23 protein-coding genes are annotated in these 19,915 nt (G+C 45.8%); 14 read left to right on the top strand and 9 right to left on the bottom strand.

The window, feature by feature from the left end; translation table 11 throughout:
• Window positions 1-696: 696 nt before the first annotated feature.
• Window positions 697-1,740, top strand: a complete 1,044-nt coding sequence (locus HG547_RS04075; RefSeq protein WP_169547078.1) for a hypothetical protein — start codon at window positions 697-699, stop codon at window positions 1,738-1,740.
• A gap of 140 nt (window positions 1,741-1,880) precedes the next feature.
• Window positions 1,881-2,978: a hypothetical protein gene (locus HG547_RS04070; protein ID WP_169547077.1), complete on the top strand. Its 1,098-nt coding sequence runs from the start codon at window positions 1,881-1,883 to the stop codon at window positions 2,976-2,978.
• Window positions 2,979-3,205: 227 nt separating this feature from the next.
• Here the strand turns inward: HG547_RS04070 and murA are convergent, their stop codons facing one another.
• The 7 genes from murA to mlaF are packed head-to-tail and all read right to left on the bottom strand — an operon-like array spanning window position 3,206 to window position 7,829.
• Window positions 3,206-4,465 (bottom strand): UDP-N-acetylglucosamine 1-carboxyvinyltransferase, encoded by a 1,260-nt coding sequence (gene murA / locus HG547_RS04065; RefSeq protein ID WP_133178434.1) that lies wholly within the window; start codon window positions 4,463-4,465, stop codon window positions 3,206-3,208.
• Window positions 4,466-4,477: 12 nt separating this feature from the next.
• Window positions 4,478-4,729, bottom strand: coding sequence for a BolA family protein (locus tag HG547_RS04060; protein ID WP_011621481.1), 252 nt, complete (start codon window positions 4,727-4,729; stop codon window positions 4,478-4,480).
• Between the two features lie 16 nt (window positions 4,730-4,745).
• Window positions 4,746-5,030 carry an STAS domain-containing protein gene (locus HG547_RS04055; RefSeq protein WP_169547076.1) on the bottom strand — a complete coding sequence of 95 codons (285 nt, stop codon included), beginning with the start codon at window positions 5,028-5,030 and terminating at the stop codon, window positions 4,746-4,748.
• A 5-nt stretch (window positions 5,031-5,035) separates the two neighbouring features.
• Window positions 5,036-5,689 (bottom strand): ABC transporter substrate-binding protein, encoded by a 654-nt coding sequence (locus tag HG547_RS04050; protein WP_037427135.1) that lies wholly within the window; start codon window positions 5,687-5,689, stop codon window positions 5,036-5,038.
• An 11-nt stretch (window positions 5,690-5,700) separates the two neighbouring features.
• The gene (mlaD, locus tag HG547_RS04045) at window positions 5,701-6,174 is read right to left on the bottom strand and encodes an outer membrane lipid asymmetry maintenance protein MlaD (protein ID WP_037427133.1); all 474 of its coding nucleotides are present in this window, start codon (window positions 6,172-6,174) and stop codon (window positions 5,701-5,703) included.
• A 54-nt stretch (window positions 6,175-6,228) separates the two neighbouring features.
• On the bottom strand, window positions 6,229-7,014 hold the full coding sequence (gene mlaE / locus HG547_RS04040; RefSeq protein WP_169547075.1) for a lipid asymmetry maintenance ABC transporter permease subunit MlaE: 786 nt from the start codon (window positions 7,012-7,014) through the stop codon (window positions 6,229-6,231).
• On the bottom strand, window positions 7,011-7,829 hold the full coding sequence (gene mlaF / locus HG547_RS04035; protein ID WP_037427130.1) for a phospholipid ABC transporter ATP-binding protein MlaF: 819 nt from the start codon (window positions 7,827-7,829) through the stop codon (window positions 7,011-7,013). Before mlaF ends, mlaE begins: the two co-directional genes overlap by 4 nt.
• 569 nt (window positions 7,830-8,398) lie before the next feature.
• Here mlaF and HG547_RS04030 point away from each other — a divergent pair.
• The 11 genes from HG547_RS04030 to mgtE all read left to right on the top strand — a co-directional run bounded on the left by HG547_RS04030 (window position 8,399) and on the right by mgtE (window position 16,761).
• The gene (locus HG547_RS04030) at window positions 8,399-9,376 is read left to right on the top strand and encodes a KpsF/GutQ family sugar-phosphate isomerase (RefSeq protein ID WP_037422034.1); all 978 of its coding nucleotides are present in this window, start codon (window positions 8,399-8,401) and stop codon (window positions 9,374-9,376) included.
• Window positions 9,376-9,927 carry a 3-deoxy-manno-octulosonate-8-phosphatase KdsC gene (gene kdsC, locus HG547_RS04025; RefSeq protein ID WP_037422031.1) on the top strand — a complete coding sequence of 184 codons (552 nt, stop codon included), beginning with the start codon at window positions 9,376-9,378 and terminating at the stop codon, window positions 9,925-9,927. The genes HG547_RS04030 and kdsC overlap by 1 nt, the downstream gene beginning before the upstream one ends.
• Complete coding sequence (lptC, locus tag HG547_RS04020) at window positions 9,924-10,484, top strand: LPS export ABC transporter periplasmic protein LptC (RefSeq protein WP_169547074.1); 561 nt, start codon at window positions 9,924-9,926, stop codon at window positions 10,482-10,484. The genes kdsC and lptC overlap by 4 nt, the downstream gene beginning before the upstream one ends.
• On the top strand, window positions 10,471-11,022 hold the full coding sequence (gene lptA / locus HG547_RS04015; protein WP_037422024.1) for a lipopolysaccharide transport periplasmic protein LptA: 552 nt from the start codon (window positions 10,471-10,473) through the stop codon (window positions 11,020-11,022). The genes lptC and lptA overlap by 14 nt, the downstream gene beginning before the upstream one ends.
• Entirely contained in the window at window positions 11,019-11,750 is a 732-nt protein-coding gene (gene lptB / locus HG547_RS04010) for an LPS export ABC transporter ATP-binding protein (protein ID WP_037422019.1), read from the top strand. The genes lptA and lptB overlap by 4 nt, the downstream gene beginning before the upstream one ends.
• Window positions 11,751-11,856: 106 nt before the next feature.
• Window positions 11,857-13,332: an RNA polymerase factor sigma-54 gene (locus tag HG547_RS04005; RefSeq protein ID WP_169547073.1), complete on the top strand. Its 1,476-nt coding sequence runs from the start codon at window positions 11,857-11,859 to the stop codon at window positions 13,330-13,332.
• A gap of 28 nt (window positions 13,333-13,360) precedes the next feature.
• Window positions 13,361-13,648 carry a ribosome hibernation promoting factor gene (hpf, locus tag HG547_RS04000; RefSeq protein ID WP_007650503.1) on the top strand — a complete coding sequence of 96 codons (288 nt, stop codon included), beginning with the start codon at window positions 13,361-13,363 and terminating at the stop codon, window positions 13,646-13,648.
• A gap of 2 nt (window positions 13,649-13,650) precedes the next feature.
• On the top strand, window positions 13,651-14,094 hold the full coding sequence (gene ptsN, locus HG547_RS03995) for a PTS IIA-like nitrogen regulatory protein PtsN (protein ID WP_037422014.1): 444 nt from the start codon (window positions 13,651-13,653) through the stop codon (window positions 14,092-14,094).
• Entirely contained in the window at window positions 14,091-14,945 is an 855-nt protein-coding gene (gene rapZ, locus HG547_RS03990; RefSeq protein WP_037422011.1) for an RNase adapter RapZ, read from the top strand. The genes ptsN and rapZ overlap by 4 nt, the downstream gene beginning before the upstream one ends.
• Window positions 14,932-15,207 (top strand): HPr family phosphocarrier protein, encoded by a 276-nt coding sequence (locus HG547_RS03985; RefSeq protein ID WP_011627201.1) that lies wholly within the window; start codon window positions 14,932-14,934, stop codon window positions 15,205-15,207. The genes rapZ and HG547_RS03985 overlap by 14 nt, the downstream gene beginning before the upstream one ends.
• Before the next feature lie 189 nt (window positions 15,208-15,396).
• Window positions 15,397-16,761, top strand: coding sequence for a magnesium transporter (gene mgtE, locus HG547_RS03980; RefSeq protein WP_037431332.1), 1,365 nt, complete (start codon window positions 15,397-15,399; stop codon window positions 16,759-16,761).
• 74 nt (window positions 16,762-16,835) lie between these two features.
• On the opposite strand, the gene HG547_RS03975 is transcribed toward mgtE, so the two are convergent.
• Window positions 16,836-17,663 carry a molybdate ABC transporter substrate-binding protein gene (locus HG547_RS03975; RefSeq protein WP_169547072.1) on the bottom strand — a complete coding sequence of 276 codons (828 nt, stop codon included), beginning with the start codon at window positions 17,661-17,663 and terminating at the stop codon, window positions 16,836-16,838.
• 217 nt (window positions 17,664-17,880) lie between these two features.
• On the bottom strand, window positions 17,881-18,573 hold the full coding sequence (locus HG547_RS03970; RefSeq protein WP_037430137.1) for an OmpA family protein: 693 nt from the start codon (window positions 18,571-18,573) through the stop codon (window positions 17,881-17,883).
• A 656-nt stretch (window positions 18,574-19,229) separates the two neighbouring features.
• On the opposite strand from HG547_RS03970, the gene HG547_RS03965 reads away from it, so the two are divergent.
• A complete protein-coding gene (locus HG547_RS03965) occupies window positions 19,230-19,460 on the top strand; it encodes a transposase (protein ID WP_037421997.1) in 231 nt (76 codons plus the stop codon).
• The last annotated feature ends 455 nt before the right edge of the window (window positions 19,461-19,915 follow it).

Genomic DNA, 19,915 nt, shown 5'->3' with positions numbered 1-19,915 from the left:
AGCTAAATATAACACTGCCATTTCTAACTGACTTTTGCCCCAAAACGAGATAAGTTTGTCGTCAGGTGTGTAGGATGAATTGTCATTGTTTCCCCAGTGACACGCCACCCTTTTATTTCACAAGAAGCATCCCTGAGGGCTCGACGGCTGCATCTGCTGCATATGGAAGTGCGAATGCCGCGATCACATGGATGTGAAAGAGCGGCCATGTCGCCAACGGTCACTGTTGCAACAGTGACAATTTTGACGACCATTGAACAGTTCATCTGGCTAAAAGCTTTATGCCCCAAAACTTGTTAGCACACGTTTGTTCGTTCTGGACTTTACGAAAGAGTTACCCTACAAAATCTCATCTATTAGCCCTCCACTTTAGTGTTTCTCTATAACAGCCGAATCCTAGTTAGATATACAGTCATATCGTATTACGCTAGTTTTTGAGGGTTTTGAGAACAACATTTGTGCGCGTTTTTCCAAAAAATAAAATTGAAAGTCATTTTAAATCAATTGGATAAAATATATTGAGCTTAGTTAATAGGTTTGGAAAACGCGCATGCGCGTTTTTCCAGATGGTGTATTTGGCAGAAAGCTGATAAGTTCTTTGCATACAGATAGTTAACTGTGCGCACTTTCTCTGTTCTTACGTGATAAACGCGCGCATACGCACTAATGAAATGTCGTACATCAAAGGATAGCTAGGTGGAAAATTCAATTCCTACATATCAAGGAAAGCCAACCGCTTATCTTGATCATAATATATTGGATTTATTGGTAAAAAATCCCACATTAAGCTTTAAAGAAGATCTTCGGAAAAAGTACCAGATTTTATACTCTGACGAAAATCTTAAAGAGATAAAACGGTCTGGAGAAAATGGTTCGCAGTTCTTGGATGTTTTAGATTATCTAGAGGCTATGCATTTAAAGTTCGCTCTTACTCCTCGATTTGAGTGTACTGGCGACGCAATGATAAGTATTACAAAGCCTGTTGATGCGTACAGGAATTATTGTCAAAATATTGAACCAGTTTATGAGCAATTGGAAAAATCGACATCTCAATCATTACTTAAATTTTATGGTGGTCGGAATGGAGATACTTTTGATGATATAAAAAATGAGCAAATTGGTGCGTTTGACAATTTATTGAGTCATATCAAAACTTTGGTAAACGTGGATGAAATTCAGAAATTTTCCCCTGATATTAACAAACATGTATCTGCTTATACATCAGAGTTAAAAAGATCGTACAATGAAGCTCTTAATCAATCTTCGCAAGCGTTACGTAAATATGTCTCTGACGAAAGCAATTACTCTGGAGTCAACGATTACAGGGAAAAGACGGGTATAGGCCCAGTTCAATTAAATAATATTGAGCCACCAAATGTTCTTGAAAAAATATGGATAGCACATAAAGACGTTGATGGTTATGCAGGGCTAAATTTCACGATTGAGCAATTCTACGGCATTAGCTTTAACCCAATTTATAACCGAGAAATGTATCTCTTCGAAAAAATAACATCTATATACAATGTACTAAATATTGTAGGCTATTATCCAGACTCGAAGATGAAAAAAGCGGAAAGGTTTACAGCAGCTATGAGTGATGCAGGTCATGCATCAATTGGTAGCTTTGCTGATTTTGTCTTTTCCAGAGACATTGCTTTTGTAAAGAAAACTAGAGCAGCATATGAGTTTCTCCAAGCAAAAGCTCAGGTTATCGAAGTAACAGTCAATGATGTATTATAAAGCATTGAAGAGTGATTCCACCGCTTGGCATTTTAAGTTCAAGATTGGGTTTTGTGTTTACGGTACAATGATTTAGCTTGAGTGGTAGCGTTGCTCATATCTTAATGTGGCGTTATGACAACTAGGTTGCTTTGGAGAATATGATGGCGATTACAAGTTTTAGTATAAAGTTTGACCGTGAGCTAGATGCTTCACAATACCTCCAACTACTTGGTTATAATATCGAACAAGATCCGGAACTTAGGTTTGTTGATAAAAATCTTCGGATTTTTATCCATAATGATTTGATGTGTCCTTCATGTGGTATCAAAGGTGCGGTTCTAGTCTCTGGAGCGAAAGGTCAACTAAGTGAGAAAAAACTTAAGCAACCTCACTTTAGGTTCATTGCAAATGATGGTTCTGACATTCATGATGAATATTGCGATTTACGAGAAATAAAGCCATTTAAAGATATTTCTTGTGAAAAAATCAATTTTTTAGAAAGCAAAAGTTTGGCAACTAAGTTGATAGGAGAGTATGTATCAAAAGCCATTTCCAATGGTTTTATTAATCGGCAGGATATAGCCAATTTTAGAGTTTGGCATATGAATATTAAAAAGAAAAATATGGTGAAGTTGTCTTTACGTGAGGATAAGATTTTTCATTATTCGACGATCTATTGTCGAAGAAATAAAAAATTTGATGAGTTTCATCCAAAGCTTGGTGAGGTTAAAAATCTAAATTGGAAAATTTACGCTTTAGACCGCATCGCGACAAAAAGCATGGCTATATTCGATGAAGTATCTAAACATACTAATTCGTGCGTAAAAGAAGAAGATCTAAATAAGCTTGTAACAAAGCATGAATTAATTTTTGATGTGCGATTTTTAAGTGATAAGTACAAGTTAATGCTTAAACTAAAAAGTTTCATTTCTAGGAATGTTGAGGTTAGTTTTAAAACTACGTATGAAACTTCATTTCTCGACGCATTTACAGGCGTATTGTTATACGTTAATAATTGGGACTATCAAAAATCTCTCTTTATGTTTATCGATATTTTAAATGCTAAATGTGATAACGGCGCATTTACAGACAATATCATTGCTTTGAATCCATTCAAAGACTTTCAAAAGCTCGAATCGATCCTCAATATGAACGATGTTAATGAATGGTTGCTAACTAAAAATGAGTTAGACATAGAACTTAAGAAAGAAGTAGTGACTTTAAAAAGTGAGTACGAAATGTGGAAAACTTGCTAGTGTAGTCATATCAAAGCAATTCAACTGTGATTCGCAAGGCTTGTTTACGACGTAATGGTTTAGTCAAGTCGCGACGTTGCCCATAGAAATTTTAATTCGAAATGCCCTAAGTTGAACTAAAAGTCTAACTTGAAAATGTCCCTTTCCTTTTTAGCTAAACAAATTACGCGCAATAAAAAACCAGCACTTGGCTGGTTTTTTTATTGGGAGCGAATCCTACGCAAATGTTATTGCACACGTTCTACATGTGCGCCCAATCCTTGGAACTTCTGCTCGATATGCTCATAACCGCGATCTAGGTGATAGATGCGATCGACGATGGTTTTACCATCGGCAACTAAGCCTGCGATCACCAAGCTTGCCGACGCACGTAAATCGGTCGCCATTACCTGCGCACCACTCAAAGACTCAATGCCTTGGATAATGCAGGTATTGCCTTCAAGCTCCATGGTCGCGCCCATACGGATAAGTTCTGGCACGTGCATAAAGCGGTTTTCGAAGATGGTTTCGGTAATGGTGGCCGTGCCCTGGGCTAATACGTTGAGCACGCAGAACTGTGCCTGCATATCGGTTGGAAAACCAGGATATGGTGCCGTCTTGATATTTACCGCTTTCGGACGCTTGCCTTCCATATCGAGCTCAATCCAATCTTCACCTGTAGTGATTTTGGCACCCGCATCTTCGAGTTTCGCGATAACAGACTCTAACGAAGCAGGGTCAGCCTTTAAGCAACGGATACGACCACGGGTCACAGCGGCGGCCACGAGGAATGAACCGGTTTCAATACGATCCGGCATCACGCGGTACTCACAGCCCTGTAGACGTTCAACCCCTTGAATACGCAGTGTGGCACTGCCCACACCGGTGATCTTTGCGCCCATAGCAATCAAACAGTTAGCTAAGTCGATCACTTCTGGTTCACGGGCCGCGTTTTCAATCACGGTTTCACCATCGGCAAGTGCCGCGGCCATCAACAGGTTTTCGGTCGCGCCTACGCTCACCATGTCCATAAAAATATGGGCGCCCTTTAAGCGACCATCGACACGGGCCTTGATATAACCTTCTTTCACTTCAATCTTGGCGCCCATCATTTCGAGGCCATGTAAGTGAAGGTTTACTGGACGGGCGCCAATGGCGCAGCCACCGGGTAATGATACGTCTGCGGTGCCATAGCGGGCTAATAACGGCCCAAGGATCAGAATCGAGGCACGCATGGTCTTAACGAGGTCGTAAGGAGCACAAAACTCATTAAGGTTCTTGGTCGAAATACGGATCTTACCTTCGCCCAACTCATCCACATCGGCGCCTAGGCAGCGCAGCAATTTACAGCTGGTGCTCACATCGCGCAAATTGGGGACATTCGACACAATAAAATCAGTCTCGGCTAACACGCCTGCCATTAGAATCGGCAGCGCAGCGTTTTTAGCGCCGGAAATAATCACATCACCAGCAAGCGGAGGGCTTGCTTGAATCGCTAATTTATCCACTTTTCCTCACTACTAGCTGTTGAAAATTTTCTCGCGTTTCCATTGAGTCGGCGTGAAAGTTTTAATCGTTAATGCATGTAACTCACCGCTGGCGATATAGCTCATCAGGGGTGCATAAATGGCTTGTTGTTGCTTTACGCGGCTCATACCGTCAAAACATTCACCCACGGCAATCACTTTGTAGTGGCTGCCATCGGAGCTGGCGTGCACTTCATCGAGTGCTAACGCGTCACGTAAAATCTGTTCTATTAAGCTGCATTCCATGAAATTCGGTACCTTTTCAATTCGCTTCTTCGCTGAAGAAGGATTGTAAATCATATAAATCGATTAATTTTTTTAACTGCTCCGATGCCGAGCACAGCTTCAGTGGCGTGCCATGCTGGCGCACTAACGCCAGCAAAAATGCCACACCAGCACTGTCGCTGTACTCCAGTTCGGCGAGCGACAACATTTGGGTATCTTGGCTTAACAGGCTTTGCCTTTGCGGCCATAGCACGACCACTTGCTCCTGTGATAAACGCCCTTTTAGGTGGCAAATGTTACCCTGTTGCACAAATTCAACCACGGCGCTTACTTCCCTGCTTTAGGCTTTTTAGTCACTTTGTCTTTGGTGCGCTCTTCCAGCATCTTAATCACTGAATCAATCCCCTGTTGGCGGATAAGGTTCGAGATTTCAGATTGCTTAGAGGACAGCAAACTCACGCCTTCAGCGACTAGGTCAAACGCCTTCCAAGAGTCATCCTTGAGGCGACGAACTTTAAACAACAGCTTAATCGGCGGACGACCCGCTTCGATAATCTGTACGTTTACATCGACAATCTTCTCATTGCTGAAATCACTACCAGGCGAAAACTCCACTTTTTGGTTAGTGTATTCGGTAAAAGCTTGGGCATAGGTTGAAACTAAGTAGCCTTCAAAAGCATCGACGAAACGATTGCGCTGATCTTCAGTCGACTCTTTTAAATACTGACCTAACACTTTGTAAGAGGCGTATTTATAGTCGATGTAAGGCATTAATTCTTCACGCACAATCACCTTGAGATGATCCGCATCGGCGTCAATCAACGCCTTGTCTTTGTGGAACCGATCGAAGGTTTTGTTGGCAACAGATTTCACCATGGCATAAGGATCCATAGTGTTAACCTGAGCGTCATCCGCCAGTGCGGTCGTTGCAGTAAACATCCATACTAACGGCAGTAATAAGCGCGATAAGCGTTTAAACATAGCGGTAACCCCTATTTATCCTTTGAACCCATACTATATAAGAACTGACCAATCAGATCTTCTAACACTAATGCTGAGCGAGTATCGTCAATTTTGTCGCCATCCTTAAGCATACTCACGTCATCATCGACAAAGCCCGGTGTTAATCCTAGGAACTGCTCACCGAGCAAACCTGAAGTTAAAATAGCTAAGCTACTGGTTTCAGGAAATTTATCGAAACGCTTGTCCATCACAATCGTCACCACAGCCACCAGTTTGACTGGGTCTAAATCAATCTTACTCACGCGGCCAACCACGACGCCGCCAACCTTGACCGGAGAGCGAACCTTCAAGCCACCGATATTGGTGAAGTTGGCGGTGAGGGTATAGCTACTGTCGCTGGTCTGCACTTCGATATTGGCGACTTTAAACACCAACACTAAAAAGGCTGCTAAGCCCGTTAAGAGAAACACACCCACTAATAATTCAATTTTTCGTGTCAACATGCTCAGTTACCACTCTGTTAATCCGTCGATCTGTATCCTTGGCGCTGCAATCCGTTAGCGGCCAAACATCAGGGCTGTTAGTAAAAAGTCCAATGCCAGTACGGCGAGGCTCGATTGCACCACAGTTGAAGTAGTTGCACGGCTTATCCCTTCTGGATTCGGCACCACTTGATAGCCGCGGTATAAGGCAATCCAAGTCACCACCACGGCAAATACGCCACTCTTAATCAGGCAGTTCACTATGTCTTGGCGCCATTCTACCGAGGCTTGCAGAATCGACCAGAAGGCACCACCATCGATACCTTTCCATTCCACGCCCACTAAATGGCCGCCATAAATGCCTACCGCAGTAAACATCAGCGCCAACAACGGCATGCTTATTACACCCGCCCAAAAGCGTGGCGCAATGATTTGCCGCAGTGGGTCAATCGCCATCATTTCTAAGCTGGATAACTGCTCAGTGCTCTTCATCAGGCCGATTTCAGCGGTGAGCGCCGAACCCGCGCGGCCTGCAAATAGCAACGCCGTAACCACGGGCCCAAGTTCACGCAGTAAACTTAAAGCCACCATGGGGCCTAAACTTTCTTCCGTCCCAAACCCGACTAAGATGTTGTAGCCCTGCAGCGCTAACACCATGCCGATAAACAGGCCGGAGACCACAATAATGACCATAGATTGTACGCCGACCACATAAATTTGGCGCACTAATAATGGAAAGCCTTTACGCACTTGAGGCCAACGAACAATCGCGCCCCACAGCATTAGGCCCGCACGGCCAAAACCGAGCACTAACTCGATAGTGCTGCGGCCAAGATCGGCAATACTGTCTAATAACTTCACTTGCCAACTCCTTTTGCCAATAATTCTTGCTGATAATCCTTTGCCGGATAATGGAACGGCACAGGACCATCTGGCGCTCCTTGAATAAACTGCTTGAGCTGCGGATTATCCGCATGCTTTAACTCCTCAGGCGTGCCATGGGCAATAACTTTTTTATCTGCAACCACATACACATAATCTGCAATCCCGAGCACTTCATCCACATCGTGGGATACCACAACCGAGGTTAAATTAAGTGCATCGGAAAGTTCGCGGATAAGCTTAACCAGCACGCCCATAGAAATAGGGTCTTGTCCGGCAAAGGGTTCATCGTACATGACCATTTCTGGCTCAAGGGCTATCGCCCGAGCTAAGGCAGCGCGGCGCTGCATCCCACCGGATAACTCGCTGGGCATCATTTGCGCGGCGCCCCGCAACCCAACGGCCTCAAGTTTCATCAGCACGATAGTCCGAATAATCTCTTCGGGCAGGCCTGAATGTTCACGTAGCGCAAAGGCAACGTTATCGAAGACGTTAATATCGGTGAATAATGCGCCACTTTGAAACAACATACTCATGCGCTTGCGCAGTTCGAATAATTCGCTACGGCTCGCCGCATGCACATCCTGTCCATCGAACAACACTTGGCCGCTATCGGGCGTTAATTGGCCGCCGATAAGCTTGAGCAAGGTGGTCTTACCTATACCACTCGGTCCCATAATGGCGGTGACTTTGCCCCTAGGGATAGACAGGCTAATATCTTCATATATGACACGCTGGCCACGGCGAAAGCCCAAATGACGGATCTCAACCAACGGCGTTTGTTCTTGAGTCATGCTTGATTCCGATATTTGAAAAGAGGTGGCCTACGCTTCCTGCCCAGACCAATCGAAGAGCCGCAAATTGTACGTAATTGCGCTTTAACCTACAACAGAATCGACACTATCGTCCTGCGATACTTTCAATTTGCCTCATTTCCAGCGAGAATGCGCCCTAAGTTTTCGCTCTGTGAAGCTAAAGTGTTACTTAATGTTTTCAGCTGTGTTGATAAATTAGCAAAATGGTTTTGTAAACGCTCACGACATAAGCTAATTGACACAAAGATTATGTGAGTACAACTTAACTTAAAAACGCTATTGAGTTCTGCAATTAAGCATCAAACTGGCCATCATAGTTACCTTACTCACTGCGGGTGGCAAAAGGGAAATACCAAAGACGATGATTTTGCTCAAGGCATTCAATGGCTAAACGATATATTCTGCCCTAATGCCTAGGCGCAGAGCTTAAACAATAGCATGCGACTCAAAGTAACAAGCCGTTAATTTTATCATCTTTATCGCGTACCAAATTGTGCTATTCCAATCCCAGACGGGGCGACAAAGACAATGCAAGAAGAGAGATAGACATGGTAGACCAATCACAATTGCGCCAGTGGGGCTGTAAAGTCATCGATATTGAAAAATCGGCCCTCGACAATCTTTATCAATATGTCGATTCCGTTGAATTCGCCCAAGCCTGCGAGTTAATCCTCAACTGCACCGGCAAAGTCATCGTGATGGGGATGGGGAAATCTGGCCATATTGGTAATAAAATCTCTGCTACCCTCGCCAGCACTGGCACCCCAGCCTTCTTTGTGCATCCTGGCGAAGCCAGCCATGGCGACTTAGGCGTACTCTCTGATAATGATATTATCCTCGCCATTTCGAACTCGGGTGAATCGAGCGAAATCCTTGCGCTGATGCCCGTTATCCAACGTAAAGCCATTCCCGTTATCGCCATGACGGGCAAACCTGAGTCCACGATGGCACGTTTGGCCAAAATTCATTTATGTATTGAAGTGCCTGAAGAAGCTTGTCCGCTCGGGCTTGCGCCAACCTCGAGCACCACCGCAACCTTAGTAATGGGTGATGCGATGGCCATTGCGCTGCTGCAAGCCAAAGGCTTTACTCGGGAAGACTTTGCCATGTCTCACCCAGGCGGTGCCCTAGGGCGTAAGCTACTGTTAAAAGTCAGTAATGTCATGCATAGCGGCGATGACTTACCACTGGTTAAACACGATATCTGTATTACCGATGCCCTGTATGAAATATCCAAGAAGGGCCTAGGCATGACGGCGGTGATCGATGAACAAAACAAACTCGTGGGTATTTTTACCGACGGCGACCTACGCCGCGTTATCGATGCCCAAGTCAACCTACGCACCACGCCTATCGCCGATGTGATGACGCGAAACTGTGTCACAATTACTGAAAACGTCTTGGCAGCACAGGCGCTGCAAGTGATGGACTCAAAAAATATCAACGGCCTGATAGTGATAGATAAAGACAATCATCCTGTCGGCGCGCTCAATATGCTCGATATGGTCAAAGCGGGAGTCATTTAATGCCACAGCAAGGATTTTACGGCCCGATCAGCGATGATGTGTGGCAAAGAGCGCAAAAAATTAAACTGCTGATCTGCGATGTGGATGGGGTATTTTCTGACGGCCGCATTTATTTAAGCAACTCGGGTGAAGAGCTCAAAGCCTTCCATACCCGCGATGGTTATGGCGTGCGTTCATTATTGACCAGTGGCTTTAATCTGGCCGTGATAACAGGCCGCCAGTCTAAAATTGTTGAAAACCGCATGACGGCCCTCGGTGTAACCCATATTTATCAAGGTGTGGATAATAAATTTGTCCCCTATGAAGAACTGCTGTCGCTCTACAATGTCACACCAGAAGAAGTTGCCTATATCGGTGATGATATTGTCGACCTGCCAGTGATGAATGTCGTCGGTCTTGCCGTCTGTGTCGCCGATGGACATCCCTATGTGCGCCAACACGCCCATTTTGTGACCCAGTTAAATGGTGGTCATGGTGCGCTCAGAGAGCTGACAGATCTATTACTTCTGAGTCAAAACAAATTTACCTCAGCCCATGGGATGAGCATATGAGTCGTGTGACCCTCGCCATTATTGCTTTTTTTGGTACTGCACTAGTGCTGTATTGGCAGGTCCAACAAAAACGCGGTGGCGATACCGATAGCAGCCTGAATGATACAGACAGACCCGACTACATTATCGAAGATCTGCGCAGCATCGAGTTTAACGAGCAAGGACAAGTCAATAGTCGCGTCACGGCAAAGCACATGGAACACTATGAGCTTAAAAACCAAACCGACTTTATTCAGCCTGTCTATCTTGTGTATCCCGACCAAGGTAAAGCAAAATGGCAGATCAGAGCCGATCAAGGTCGACTCAACAAAGATACTGGCAAGGTTGCATTAGAAAATAATGTTATTATCGATGCCATCAGCCCTGGTGAACCGATACAAACCTTGTCCACCAGTTTTTTAGAACTCGATCTCAACACAATGATAATGACCTCTGACCGCATCATTTACGTCACAGGGAAAGATTTTAATATTCAAGGGCAAGGCCTTTATGCCGACCTTAACGCGCAGGAAGTGCAATTGACCAGTCAGGTAGTAGGAACCTATGAAGCAAAATAACATATTACTTGCCAGCCTAATGCTAATGATAAGCATGAATGCCTTCGCCAAGATCGGTGACTTACAGCAAGAAGTGAAAATTAAAGCCGTCAGTCAAACCGCAGACATTAAAAACAATCAGATCATTTTCTTCGGTCCCGTTGAAGTTGTTCAAGGCTCAATTAAAATCCATGCGGATCAACTCCGTGCATTTTCTGTCGAAGGCGAAAATAGTAAAGTCTTACTGGCTACTGGAAATCCGGCAACCTACAGCCAAATCCTTGATGATGGCCGCCCTGCATCTGCTAGCGCCAAAGAGATTCGCTATGAAATGGCCACTCGGACGTTGACCCTAACTGGTACAGCGACCCTAGACCAAGCGGGTAGTCAAGTTACAGGCAATTTAATTCGTTACGATATTATTCAGCAAAAACTGATCGCCGAAAGTAGCGGCAATGGTGATGATCGCGTAATTACCATTATTCAACCTGATAACTATCAGGAAGAACTCAAAAATACACCAACAGATAAACCTGTGAAAAAACAGGATTCTAAATGACCCAAATCACCTTAAAAGCACAGAATCTCGCCAAGAGTTATAAGAGTCGTCAGGTTGTCAAAGATGTCAGCCTGACGGTCAAAACGGGTCAAGTCGTCGGCCTACTCGGCCCTAACGGCGCGGGCAAAACCACCACCTTTTACATGGTCGTGGGCTTAGTTAAAAGCGATAAAGGCCATATCTTTATCGACGATGATGATTTAACCGCCGATCCTATGCATCTGCGTGCCCGCAAAGGTATTGGTTACCTACCACAGGAAGCGAGTATCTTTCGTAAATTAACCGTACACGACAACATCATGGCGGTACTGCAAACCCGTAAAGAGCTCAATAGTGACCAGCGCGAAGAAGCACTAGAGCAACTGCTAGAAGAGTTCCATATCACCCATATTCGTGACAGCCAAGGCATGTCCTTATCGGGCGGTGAACGTCGCCGCGTCGAAATTGCCCGCGCCTTAGCGGCCAACCCCAAGTTTATTCTGCTTGATGAGCCCTTTGCGGGCGTTGATCCGATCTCCGTTATCGATATCAAAAAAATTATCGAGCAGCTTAAGAGCCGAGGCCTTGGTGTACTGATCACTGACCACAATGTGCGCGAGACCTTAGACGTCTGTGAACATGCTTACATTGTGAGTCACGGTAATCTTATTGCCGAGGGCACACCCGCAGAGATCTTAGACAATCAGCAAGTTAGGGCGGTGTACTTAGGTGAACAATTCAGGCTATAGTTACTAAAACAAAGCTAATAAGCCTTGAATTTGAGAGCGCTAGGCTCCATCCATATGATATCAAGCGACCTAAACTCACAATAATAACCTAGGGATCAGCGGTAACATGAAAGCGTCACTCCAGCTCAAACTGGGTCAACAGTTAACCATGACGCCACAACTTCAGCAGGCCATTCGCCTGCTGCAACTGTCGTCATTGGAACTGCAACAAGAAATCCAGCAAGCCTTAGACTCTAATCCTCTTCTCGAGCTGGAAGAGGAGCAATTTGACGCGCCTAGCGAACGTAAGCAAGATATCGCCGATACCGACTTTAGCGAAACGACTGCCCAGCCACAGGAACAAGATAATTCAACCGTGGACATTGCCGAGTCGCTGACCAAAGAATCTCTGCCCGAAGAGTTACCCATGGATACCACTTGGGATGAAGTCTTTACCGCATCGCCAAACTCAGGTTCTGGCGCTAGCCGTGAAGATGACATGCCCTTCCAAGGGGAAACTAGCGAGGGGTTGTACGAACATTTAGAATGGCAAAAAAACCTCACGCCCTTCTCTGAAACCGATTTAGCCATTGCCACCGCGATTATTGATGCCATCGACGATCAAGGTTATCTCACTCAAAGCACTGAAGATATCCTCGAAGCCATGGGCAATCCCGAGATTGAACTCGACGAAGTTGAAGCCGTGCTCAAGCGTATTCAACACTTCGACCCCGTTGGTGTGGCGGCAAGGGATTTAAGCGAATGTCTGCTTATTCAACTCTCCCACTTCTCGCCGGATACTCCACACCTCGAAAACGCCCGCATGTTGATCAAAGATCATTTAGATCTGATCGCCGCTCGCGACTTTAGGCTGTTAATGCGTAAGACCAAACTGAAAGAGGACGAGTTAAGGGACAGTATTGCGCTGATCCAAACCTTAAATCCTCGCCCCGGTTTACTCATCACCCCTGTCGATGAAGAATATGTGATCCCCGATGTATCGGTGTCGAAGAAAAACGGCCGTTGGGTGGTCGAATTAAACCCTGACTGCATGCCAAAAATCAACGTAAATCAGCAATATGCAGCCATGGCGCGCAGTACCAAAAGCCAAGCCGATAGCCAATTTATCCGCGGGCATCTGCAAGAAGCCAAGTGGTTTATTAAAAGCCTTGAAAGCCGTAACGAAACACTGCTCAAGGTGGCAAACTGTATAGTGCAATATCAACAGGGTTTCTTCGAATACGGTGAAGAAGCCATGAAACCTATGGTCCTAAACGATATCGCCGAGGCGGTAGAGATGCATGAGTCCACCATTTCACGGGTGACCACACAAAAATACATGCATACCCCAAAAGGACTTTTTGAACTAAAATATTTCTTCTCAAGCCACGTCGGGACGGATGATGGCGGTGAGTGCTCATCCACAGCAATCAGAGCTTTCATTAAGAAACTGGTTGCAGCGGAAAACCAGAAAAAACCATTAAGCGACAGCAAGATGGCTCAACTTCTGGCAGAACAGGGAATTAACGTTGCGCGCAGAACCATTGCGAAGTACCGAGAAGCGATGCTTATTCCCCCTTCCAATCAGCGTAAAAGTTTATAGCCTATTGTGAGTATCGGAGGACGTTTCTATGCAAATAAACCTAAGTGGACACCATATCGAGATTACTGAATCGTTACGGGCATATGTTGAGGAAAAGTTTTCAAAACTTGAACGTCATTTCGAACAGATCAATAATGTGCACGTTGTGCTCAATGTTGAGAAAATGCAACAAATTGCCGAAGCGAGAATCAACCTCACCGGTGGTGAAGTCTTCGCGACTTCAGAGCATGCAGATATGTATGCTGCCATAGACGTCCTGATTGATAAACTTGATCGTCAGGTTATTAAACACAAAGAGAAGTTAACAAAACACTAGCAATGGAACTTCGTACCATACTGCGGCCGGAGTGCACAACCTGCGCCACTCCGGGCAGTAAGAAAAAGGTACTGGAACTCATCAGCGACTTAGCCGCTGCCCAGTACCCCACCCTCTCATCTCAAGAGATCTTCGAAAGCCTCGTGGCGCGCGAAAAGATGGGTAGCACAGGTATAGGTAACGGTATCGCCATTCCACATGGTCGATTAACCGATATAACACAACCCATAGCGATATTGATAAAATGTGAGGAGCCGATAGCCTTTGATGCTATCGATAAACAACCCGTCGATATTTTATTTGCACTACTCGTGCCTGCCGACCAATGTCAGCAGCACCTAAGTACCTTGTCATGCATGGCTGAAAAGCTCAGTGACAAGCAAATATTAAAACAATTGCGCAAGACGCATGATGAAACGGAACTCTATCAGGTAATCATTGGATGAAACTGGTCATAGTGTCAGGGCGTTCAGGCTCAGGCAAATCGGTCGCACTTAGAGTGCTTGAAGATCTCGGCTACTATTGTGTCGATAATTTGCCTTTGCCGTTGATTGGCAGTTTGCTTGAACAGCTCAAAGGCAGTAACGATCTCGTTGCTATCAGTGTTGACGTGCGTAATTTACCAGAGCAAGACAAAGTGCTGGTTAAACAGCTTGCCAGCCTGCCTACGGGCACTGAACTCACCAGCTTCTTCTTAAACTCCAGCGATAAAGTGTTGCTCAAACGCTACAGTGAAACGCGGCGCTTACATCCCTTATCGAAGAGCCGAGTGTCACTGCAAGAAGCCATCAAGCTTGAAGGCAAATTGCTCGAGCCGCTGTCACAGCAGATGGATCACTATATAGATACCTCGAATCTGAATATCTATGAACTCAGCGACCAAGTGCGGCAAATACTCCTTGGCAGTGTCGATAAGGAACTGGTGATCAACTTCGAGTCCTTCGGTTTTAAGCATGGTATGCCGACCGAAGCTGACTTTATGTTTGATGTGCGCTTTTTGCCAAATCCCCATTGGGAACCGGAGCTTAGACCTCTCACCGGTTTAGATGAACCCGTAGCGGAGTTTTTAAATCGCCAGCCACTGGTGAATAAGTTCATCTGGCAAATCGAGAATTTGCTCGAAACCTGGTTGCCCCATTTAGAGCGCAATAATCGTAGCTATCTCACGATTGCGATTGGTTGCACAGGTGGCCAACACCGCTCAGTCTATGTAGCCGAGCAACTAGCTAAACGTTTTAGTAATGGCAAACATAAAGTCAATGCGCGCCATCGAGAGTTGAGCCATGCCAAAACTTGAGCGCCAAGTCACCATCTGCAATAAACTCGGCTTACATGCCCGCGCCGCCACAAAGCTCGTAGTGCTTGCTTCTGAGTTTGATGCCAGCATTACGCTGATCCAAGGTGAAAAACAGGCCTCTGCCGCCAGTGTATTGGGTTTACTCATGCTCGAGACGGGCATGGGTAAAACCATCACCCTCATCGCCGAAGGCCCGGATGCCGAGCCTGCACTTAATGCCATTTGTGCCCTTATCGACGCTAAGTTTGACGAAGCCTGCTGATGGTATCATCTCGATGATCCCTGCCGGTATTCAGTATCCTGTTTGGTATTGATTTCAGCACCTTATACCAGTAAAACACATTTGTGACTCGACGCCCTCCCGTGCGCTAAATTACAATGTACTGCTGCGCTTTGGCTTAAGTCCTCAATAGCTAAACGCCAACCCATCCACCGCCGCCATGGAGGAAACATGCCTGTAGAAGCCTCAGACAGTTTACAAGCCGAACACCGTCTCGACCAACTGAGTCAAGCCCTCAACAGTGGTATGTTTGTGCATGTCAGGCAAATGCTACAAAATATGGCGCCGTCAGATATCGCATTGATTTTAGAATCGTCACCTCCCAAGGCTCGGCAAGTGTTATGGCAACTCGTCGATCAAGATCAGCTCGGGGATATTCTCGATGAACTCAGCGAAGAGTTAAAAGACCCGCTGATCAGCACTATGAGTCCAGAGCGAGTCGCCAAGGCTACCGCCAGCATGGATACGGACGATCTGGCTTATATTCTGCGAAGCCTGCCAGATACTGTGTATAAACAAGTATTACAGTCGATGAGTCTGCAAAACCGCCAGCGAGTCGAGCAAGCGCTCTCTTATCCCGATGAGACCGCAGGCAGCTTAATGAACACCGACACAGTAACCTTAAGACCCGATGTCAATATCGATGTGGTACTGCGTTATTTGCGCCAACGGGGCAACCTGCCCGACACTACCGATACTTTATACGTGGTGGATAAACACGATCGCGTGCTTGGTGGGGTCAAACTTGCGGATCTGCTCACCTGCGATCCCAATACTCATATCAGCAGCATTATCGATACCGATATCGAGAGCATTCCCGTGGGCATGTCCGACAGTGAAGTGGCGCAACTGTTCGAGCGCCATGACTGGGTGTCAGCGCCCGTGGTCGATAGTGAGGGCAAGTTGCTCGGCCGGATCACCATCGATGACGTGGTGGATGTTATCCGTGAAGACGCCGAGCACTCTATGATGGGGATGGCGGGGATGGACGATGATGAAGACACCTTCGCCCCAGTACTCAAAAGTACCTTCCGCCGTTCGCTCTGGCTCACTATCAACCTATTTGCGGCTCTGCTGGCGGCCTCTGTCAGCAATATGTTTGAGGGCACTATTGAACAGTTTGCCACGATTGCGATTTTAATGACGATTGTACCGAGCATGGGCGGCGTCGCAGGGAACCAAACCTTGGCCCTAGTGATCCGCGGGATTGCCCTAGGCCATATTGGCCAAAGTAATGCCCGCTGGCTGATAGGCAAAGAGCTCGCGATTGGCTTTTTGAATGGCTTAATGTGGTCGATGTTAGTGTTTATCGCGGTATTAGTTTGGAAAGATGATATGGCGCTTGCCAGCCTGATTGGCGGTGCAATGCTCATCAATATGACAGTCGCAGGACTAGCAGGCGCCAGTATTCCGCTGATCTTAAAGCGCTTAAAAGTAGATCCGGCGTTGGCGGGCGGCATGGTGCTCACCACAGTCACCGATGTGATAGGTCTGTTTGCCTTTCTCGGATTAGCGACGTTGTATTTAATGCACTAGCACAGGCCTAAGCTTGCCAAAGCGAACAACAAAAATGGCGCCATAGGGCGCCATTTTTAATAGATCGATTAGCACTATTTTTTAGGCGGCTGAAAACCATAACTGCTCAAAATAGCCTGTCCCTCTGGGGATAAAATAAACTCGGCCAGAGGTGCGGCTGCACTATTGGCATCCTTTAACACCAATAGGCCATAGTCGGCACCAACGGCTAACTCTGGCGGTAAATCGACAATCTTAAGGCTAGGCACTTCTTTTTGTGCCAGCACCGCATTGGTGCAATAGGTTAAGAACACATCCGCCTGCTTATTTTCCATCACCCAAGCATAGGGATTACGATCCTTGGGCGGTTTAGCACTCTCAGGCCCACCCGTTAGCTGCACTGCTTTGGTTTCTAATGTGGTTTTTGCATTAGCTTTTAAGGCCTCAGCTTTCGCAAAGACTGCCCAAGCGTAGTCGCCAGCGGGATCGGCTTTTGGCGTCGAAGTCCCGAGTTTAGTTTGCGGCGCGAGCAGGGTATCTAATAAGTTCGCGCTAGTGAGTGGCACTTCCGCTTGAGCAATGGCGCAGAGCTGGTTACGGGCAAACATTTGCACCTGTTGACCCACTCCCGCATCGACTAAGGCCTGCGGGTGTTTCATATTCGCCGAGGCAAAAATATCAACCCGCTCCCCCTCTTGGATCCGCTTAAGCAATAAACCCGAAGGCGCATACTGCGCTGCCACATTAGCTTGGGATTTCGCTTGGTAAGCCGCAATAATATCGTTCATCGCCGCCTTTAAACTGCCCGCGGCTCTTAGTTCAATAGGGGCTGTCGCCTCAGTGTTTATTGGCGCACCTTGTACCATCCCTGCCATCACTGTAGTCCCTAAACTGAATGCCAGTAGTAAGCCCTGTTTTGCCATAATTGCTCTCCTTTGGCTCTGCGAAATAGTTATCCTAATTTAACTAACTACATACAAAACGGGAAAATACCAGCAGGATCAAGTCGAATACTCGCCTGATAAGCCCAAATAGAGATGATTGCGGACAAGATCACTCAATATAGATAACGGAAGGACAATTTGTCCCTTACGATAAAATAAAAAGTCGCCCGCAGGCGACTTTAACCTTGATGAATGATTATTGACCCGTTGGGGTCAACACTATCTCCACACGACGGTTTTGCGCGCGTCCCTCGGCACTAGCATTGGATGCGATTGGACTCGATTCACCCATTCCCTTAGACTTTACGCGAGCGGAAGCCACGCCTTTACTCATCAAGTAGTTCCCTACTTCGCTGGCTCGTACCTGCGATAAACGTAAATTGTATGAATCTGAGCCGCTGCTGTCGGTATAACCCAACACGTTAAGTTGGGTCTTACTATACTCCTTCGCCACCAGCGCAACAGAGTTCAGTACCCGCTTAGCACCCTCACTCAGCTCGGTTTGATCCACACCAAAAGTCACTTCATTTGGCATATTAAGAATAATATTGTCACCACTGCGAGTTACGCTAACTCCCGTGGAAGCGAGTTGTTGGCGTAATTTGGTTTCTTGTACGTCCATATAGTAGCCAATACCACCACCTAGGGCGGCGCCAGAGGCTGCACCAATTAAAGCTCCTTTACCGCGGTCACTCTTACTTGACGAGGCAACACCAACGGCAGCTCCAGCAACTGCACCAATTAGCGCCCCCGTAGTCGCTTTTGCCGTTTGTTGTTCGTTGGTATAGGGGTTGACAGTCGAACAGCCTGACGCAATCAAGGCGCTAGCCATAACCACAATAGCAAGCTTAGATGCTGGCAATGATTTAATCAGAGAAGGCTTCATCATTATGACCTCATAACATGATTGATAAGATTTGCCTTTGAAAGGCAAAGGGCGTGGTAAATCGCCAAAAACACCATGAAAAAATCGCAGTATATAAGCATTCTCTTTCGAGACAATCTTTAATCGTTTCTTTGCTCAGTTTATGAGTAATTTAATCGCAAAAAACACCAAACCAAAACATCTTTGGCTTATTCATGCAACATTTAGAGTAAAAGCACTGAAATAGTGCAAGCTGCACCGTTTCTGACATAACTTCTAAAGCCAATCGTTTGAAACACAAACCCAATCAATTGATTTTAAACATTAATTTATATATTAAAAAATTGGCACGGATTTTACATACTAATAAATAGGTAGAAGAGTAGAGACCCCAAGCGTAACTCACTCGATACCTAAGTAAGCTGTTTGACATCAATGGACGTTAATCTAAGTGCCCGTTGTGAGGCATGTTAATCGAAGCACAATCCCTAAGTGGATTGAGGAGGAAGAGATGAAACATCTGATGAAACTCATTAGTCATTGTCACCACGAATGGTTGTCCCTGCGCCATATAGGACATAGTCAGTGGGATATAGAGCAGCGCCAATAATCATGAAGGAATACCCCCAAAGAACCCGTTAAAGCGCATACAGATAGCATAAAGTGAAAAGGGATAGGCCATGGGAATCGTCAATCATAATCTTAAACCTGACGTTATTTTTGAAGTAAAAGTCAAAGGCAGATTACTCTCTGATGTCGCACGACAGTATGGTCTTTCGGCTAAAGCGGTTTACCAGTGGGTAAGGGAAAGTGAGCAACAGCCGCAGCAACGTGAATGCGCCTTAATAAATGAAATTGCCCAGCTGCAGAAACGTATTAAGCAGCTAAACAGTGAATTACGCACGATATAGGTTGAGGTAACCTCGCCCAGTGCCCTTATAGACAAGGCCGGACCCCATTGCATATTGCCCTGTAGGTCTAACGCGATATGAAAGTTGTGCTAAAAACAATAATAACAGCGCCCTTTTACGTCCGGCCTTGTCATCCAATTAATTGGATTAGCAATAAATAACAGTTTAGACAGAGTCGGATGGATATCTATTATCGCTCCCCAACGACCTAAGATATAAATCGTACAAAATAACAATAATAACTGTGCTGTTTACTGTCCGACTCTGTCAACTTAACACTCAAAGTGTTGCAAGAGAAAAAGAGGCAGGTGTTGACAAGGCTTTAGAGGGAGCTATCTCCCCCAAAGATCAAATATGTGAATTGTGCTCCCCCAAGTCATGAACATATTACCCTCTCGGGTCTTGTCCTTTTATTCACGGATCAATGACGATCCAGCGCTAGACTAGGATAGCGC

This window comes from Shewanella sp. DNRA4 (assembly GCF_012843185.1).
Lineage (GTDB): Bacteria > Pseudomonadota > Gammaproteobacteria > Enterobacterales > Shewanellaceae > Shewanella > Shewanella xiamenensis.
This window is presented reverse-complemented; position numbering and strand designations above follow the sequence as displayed.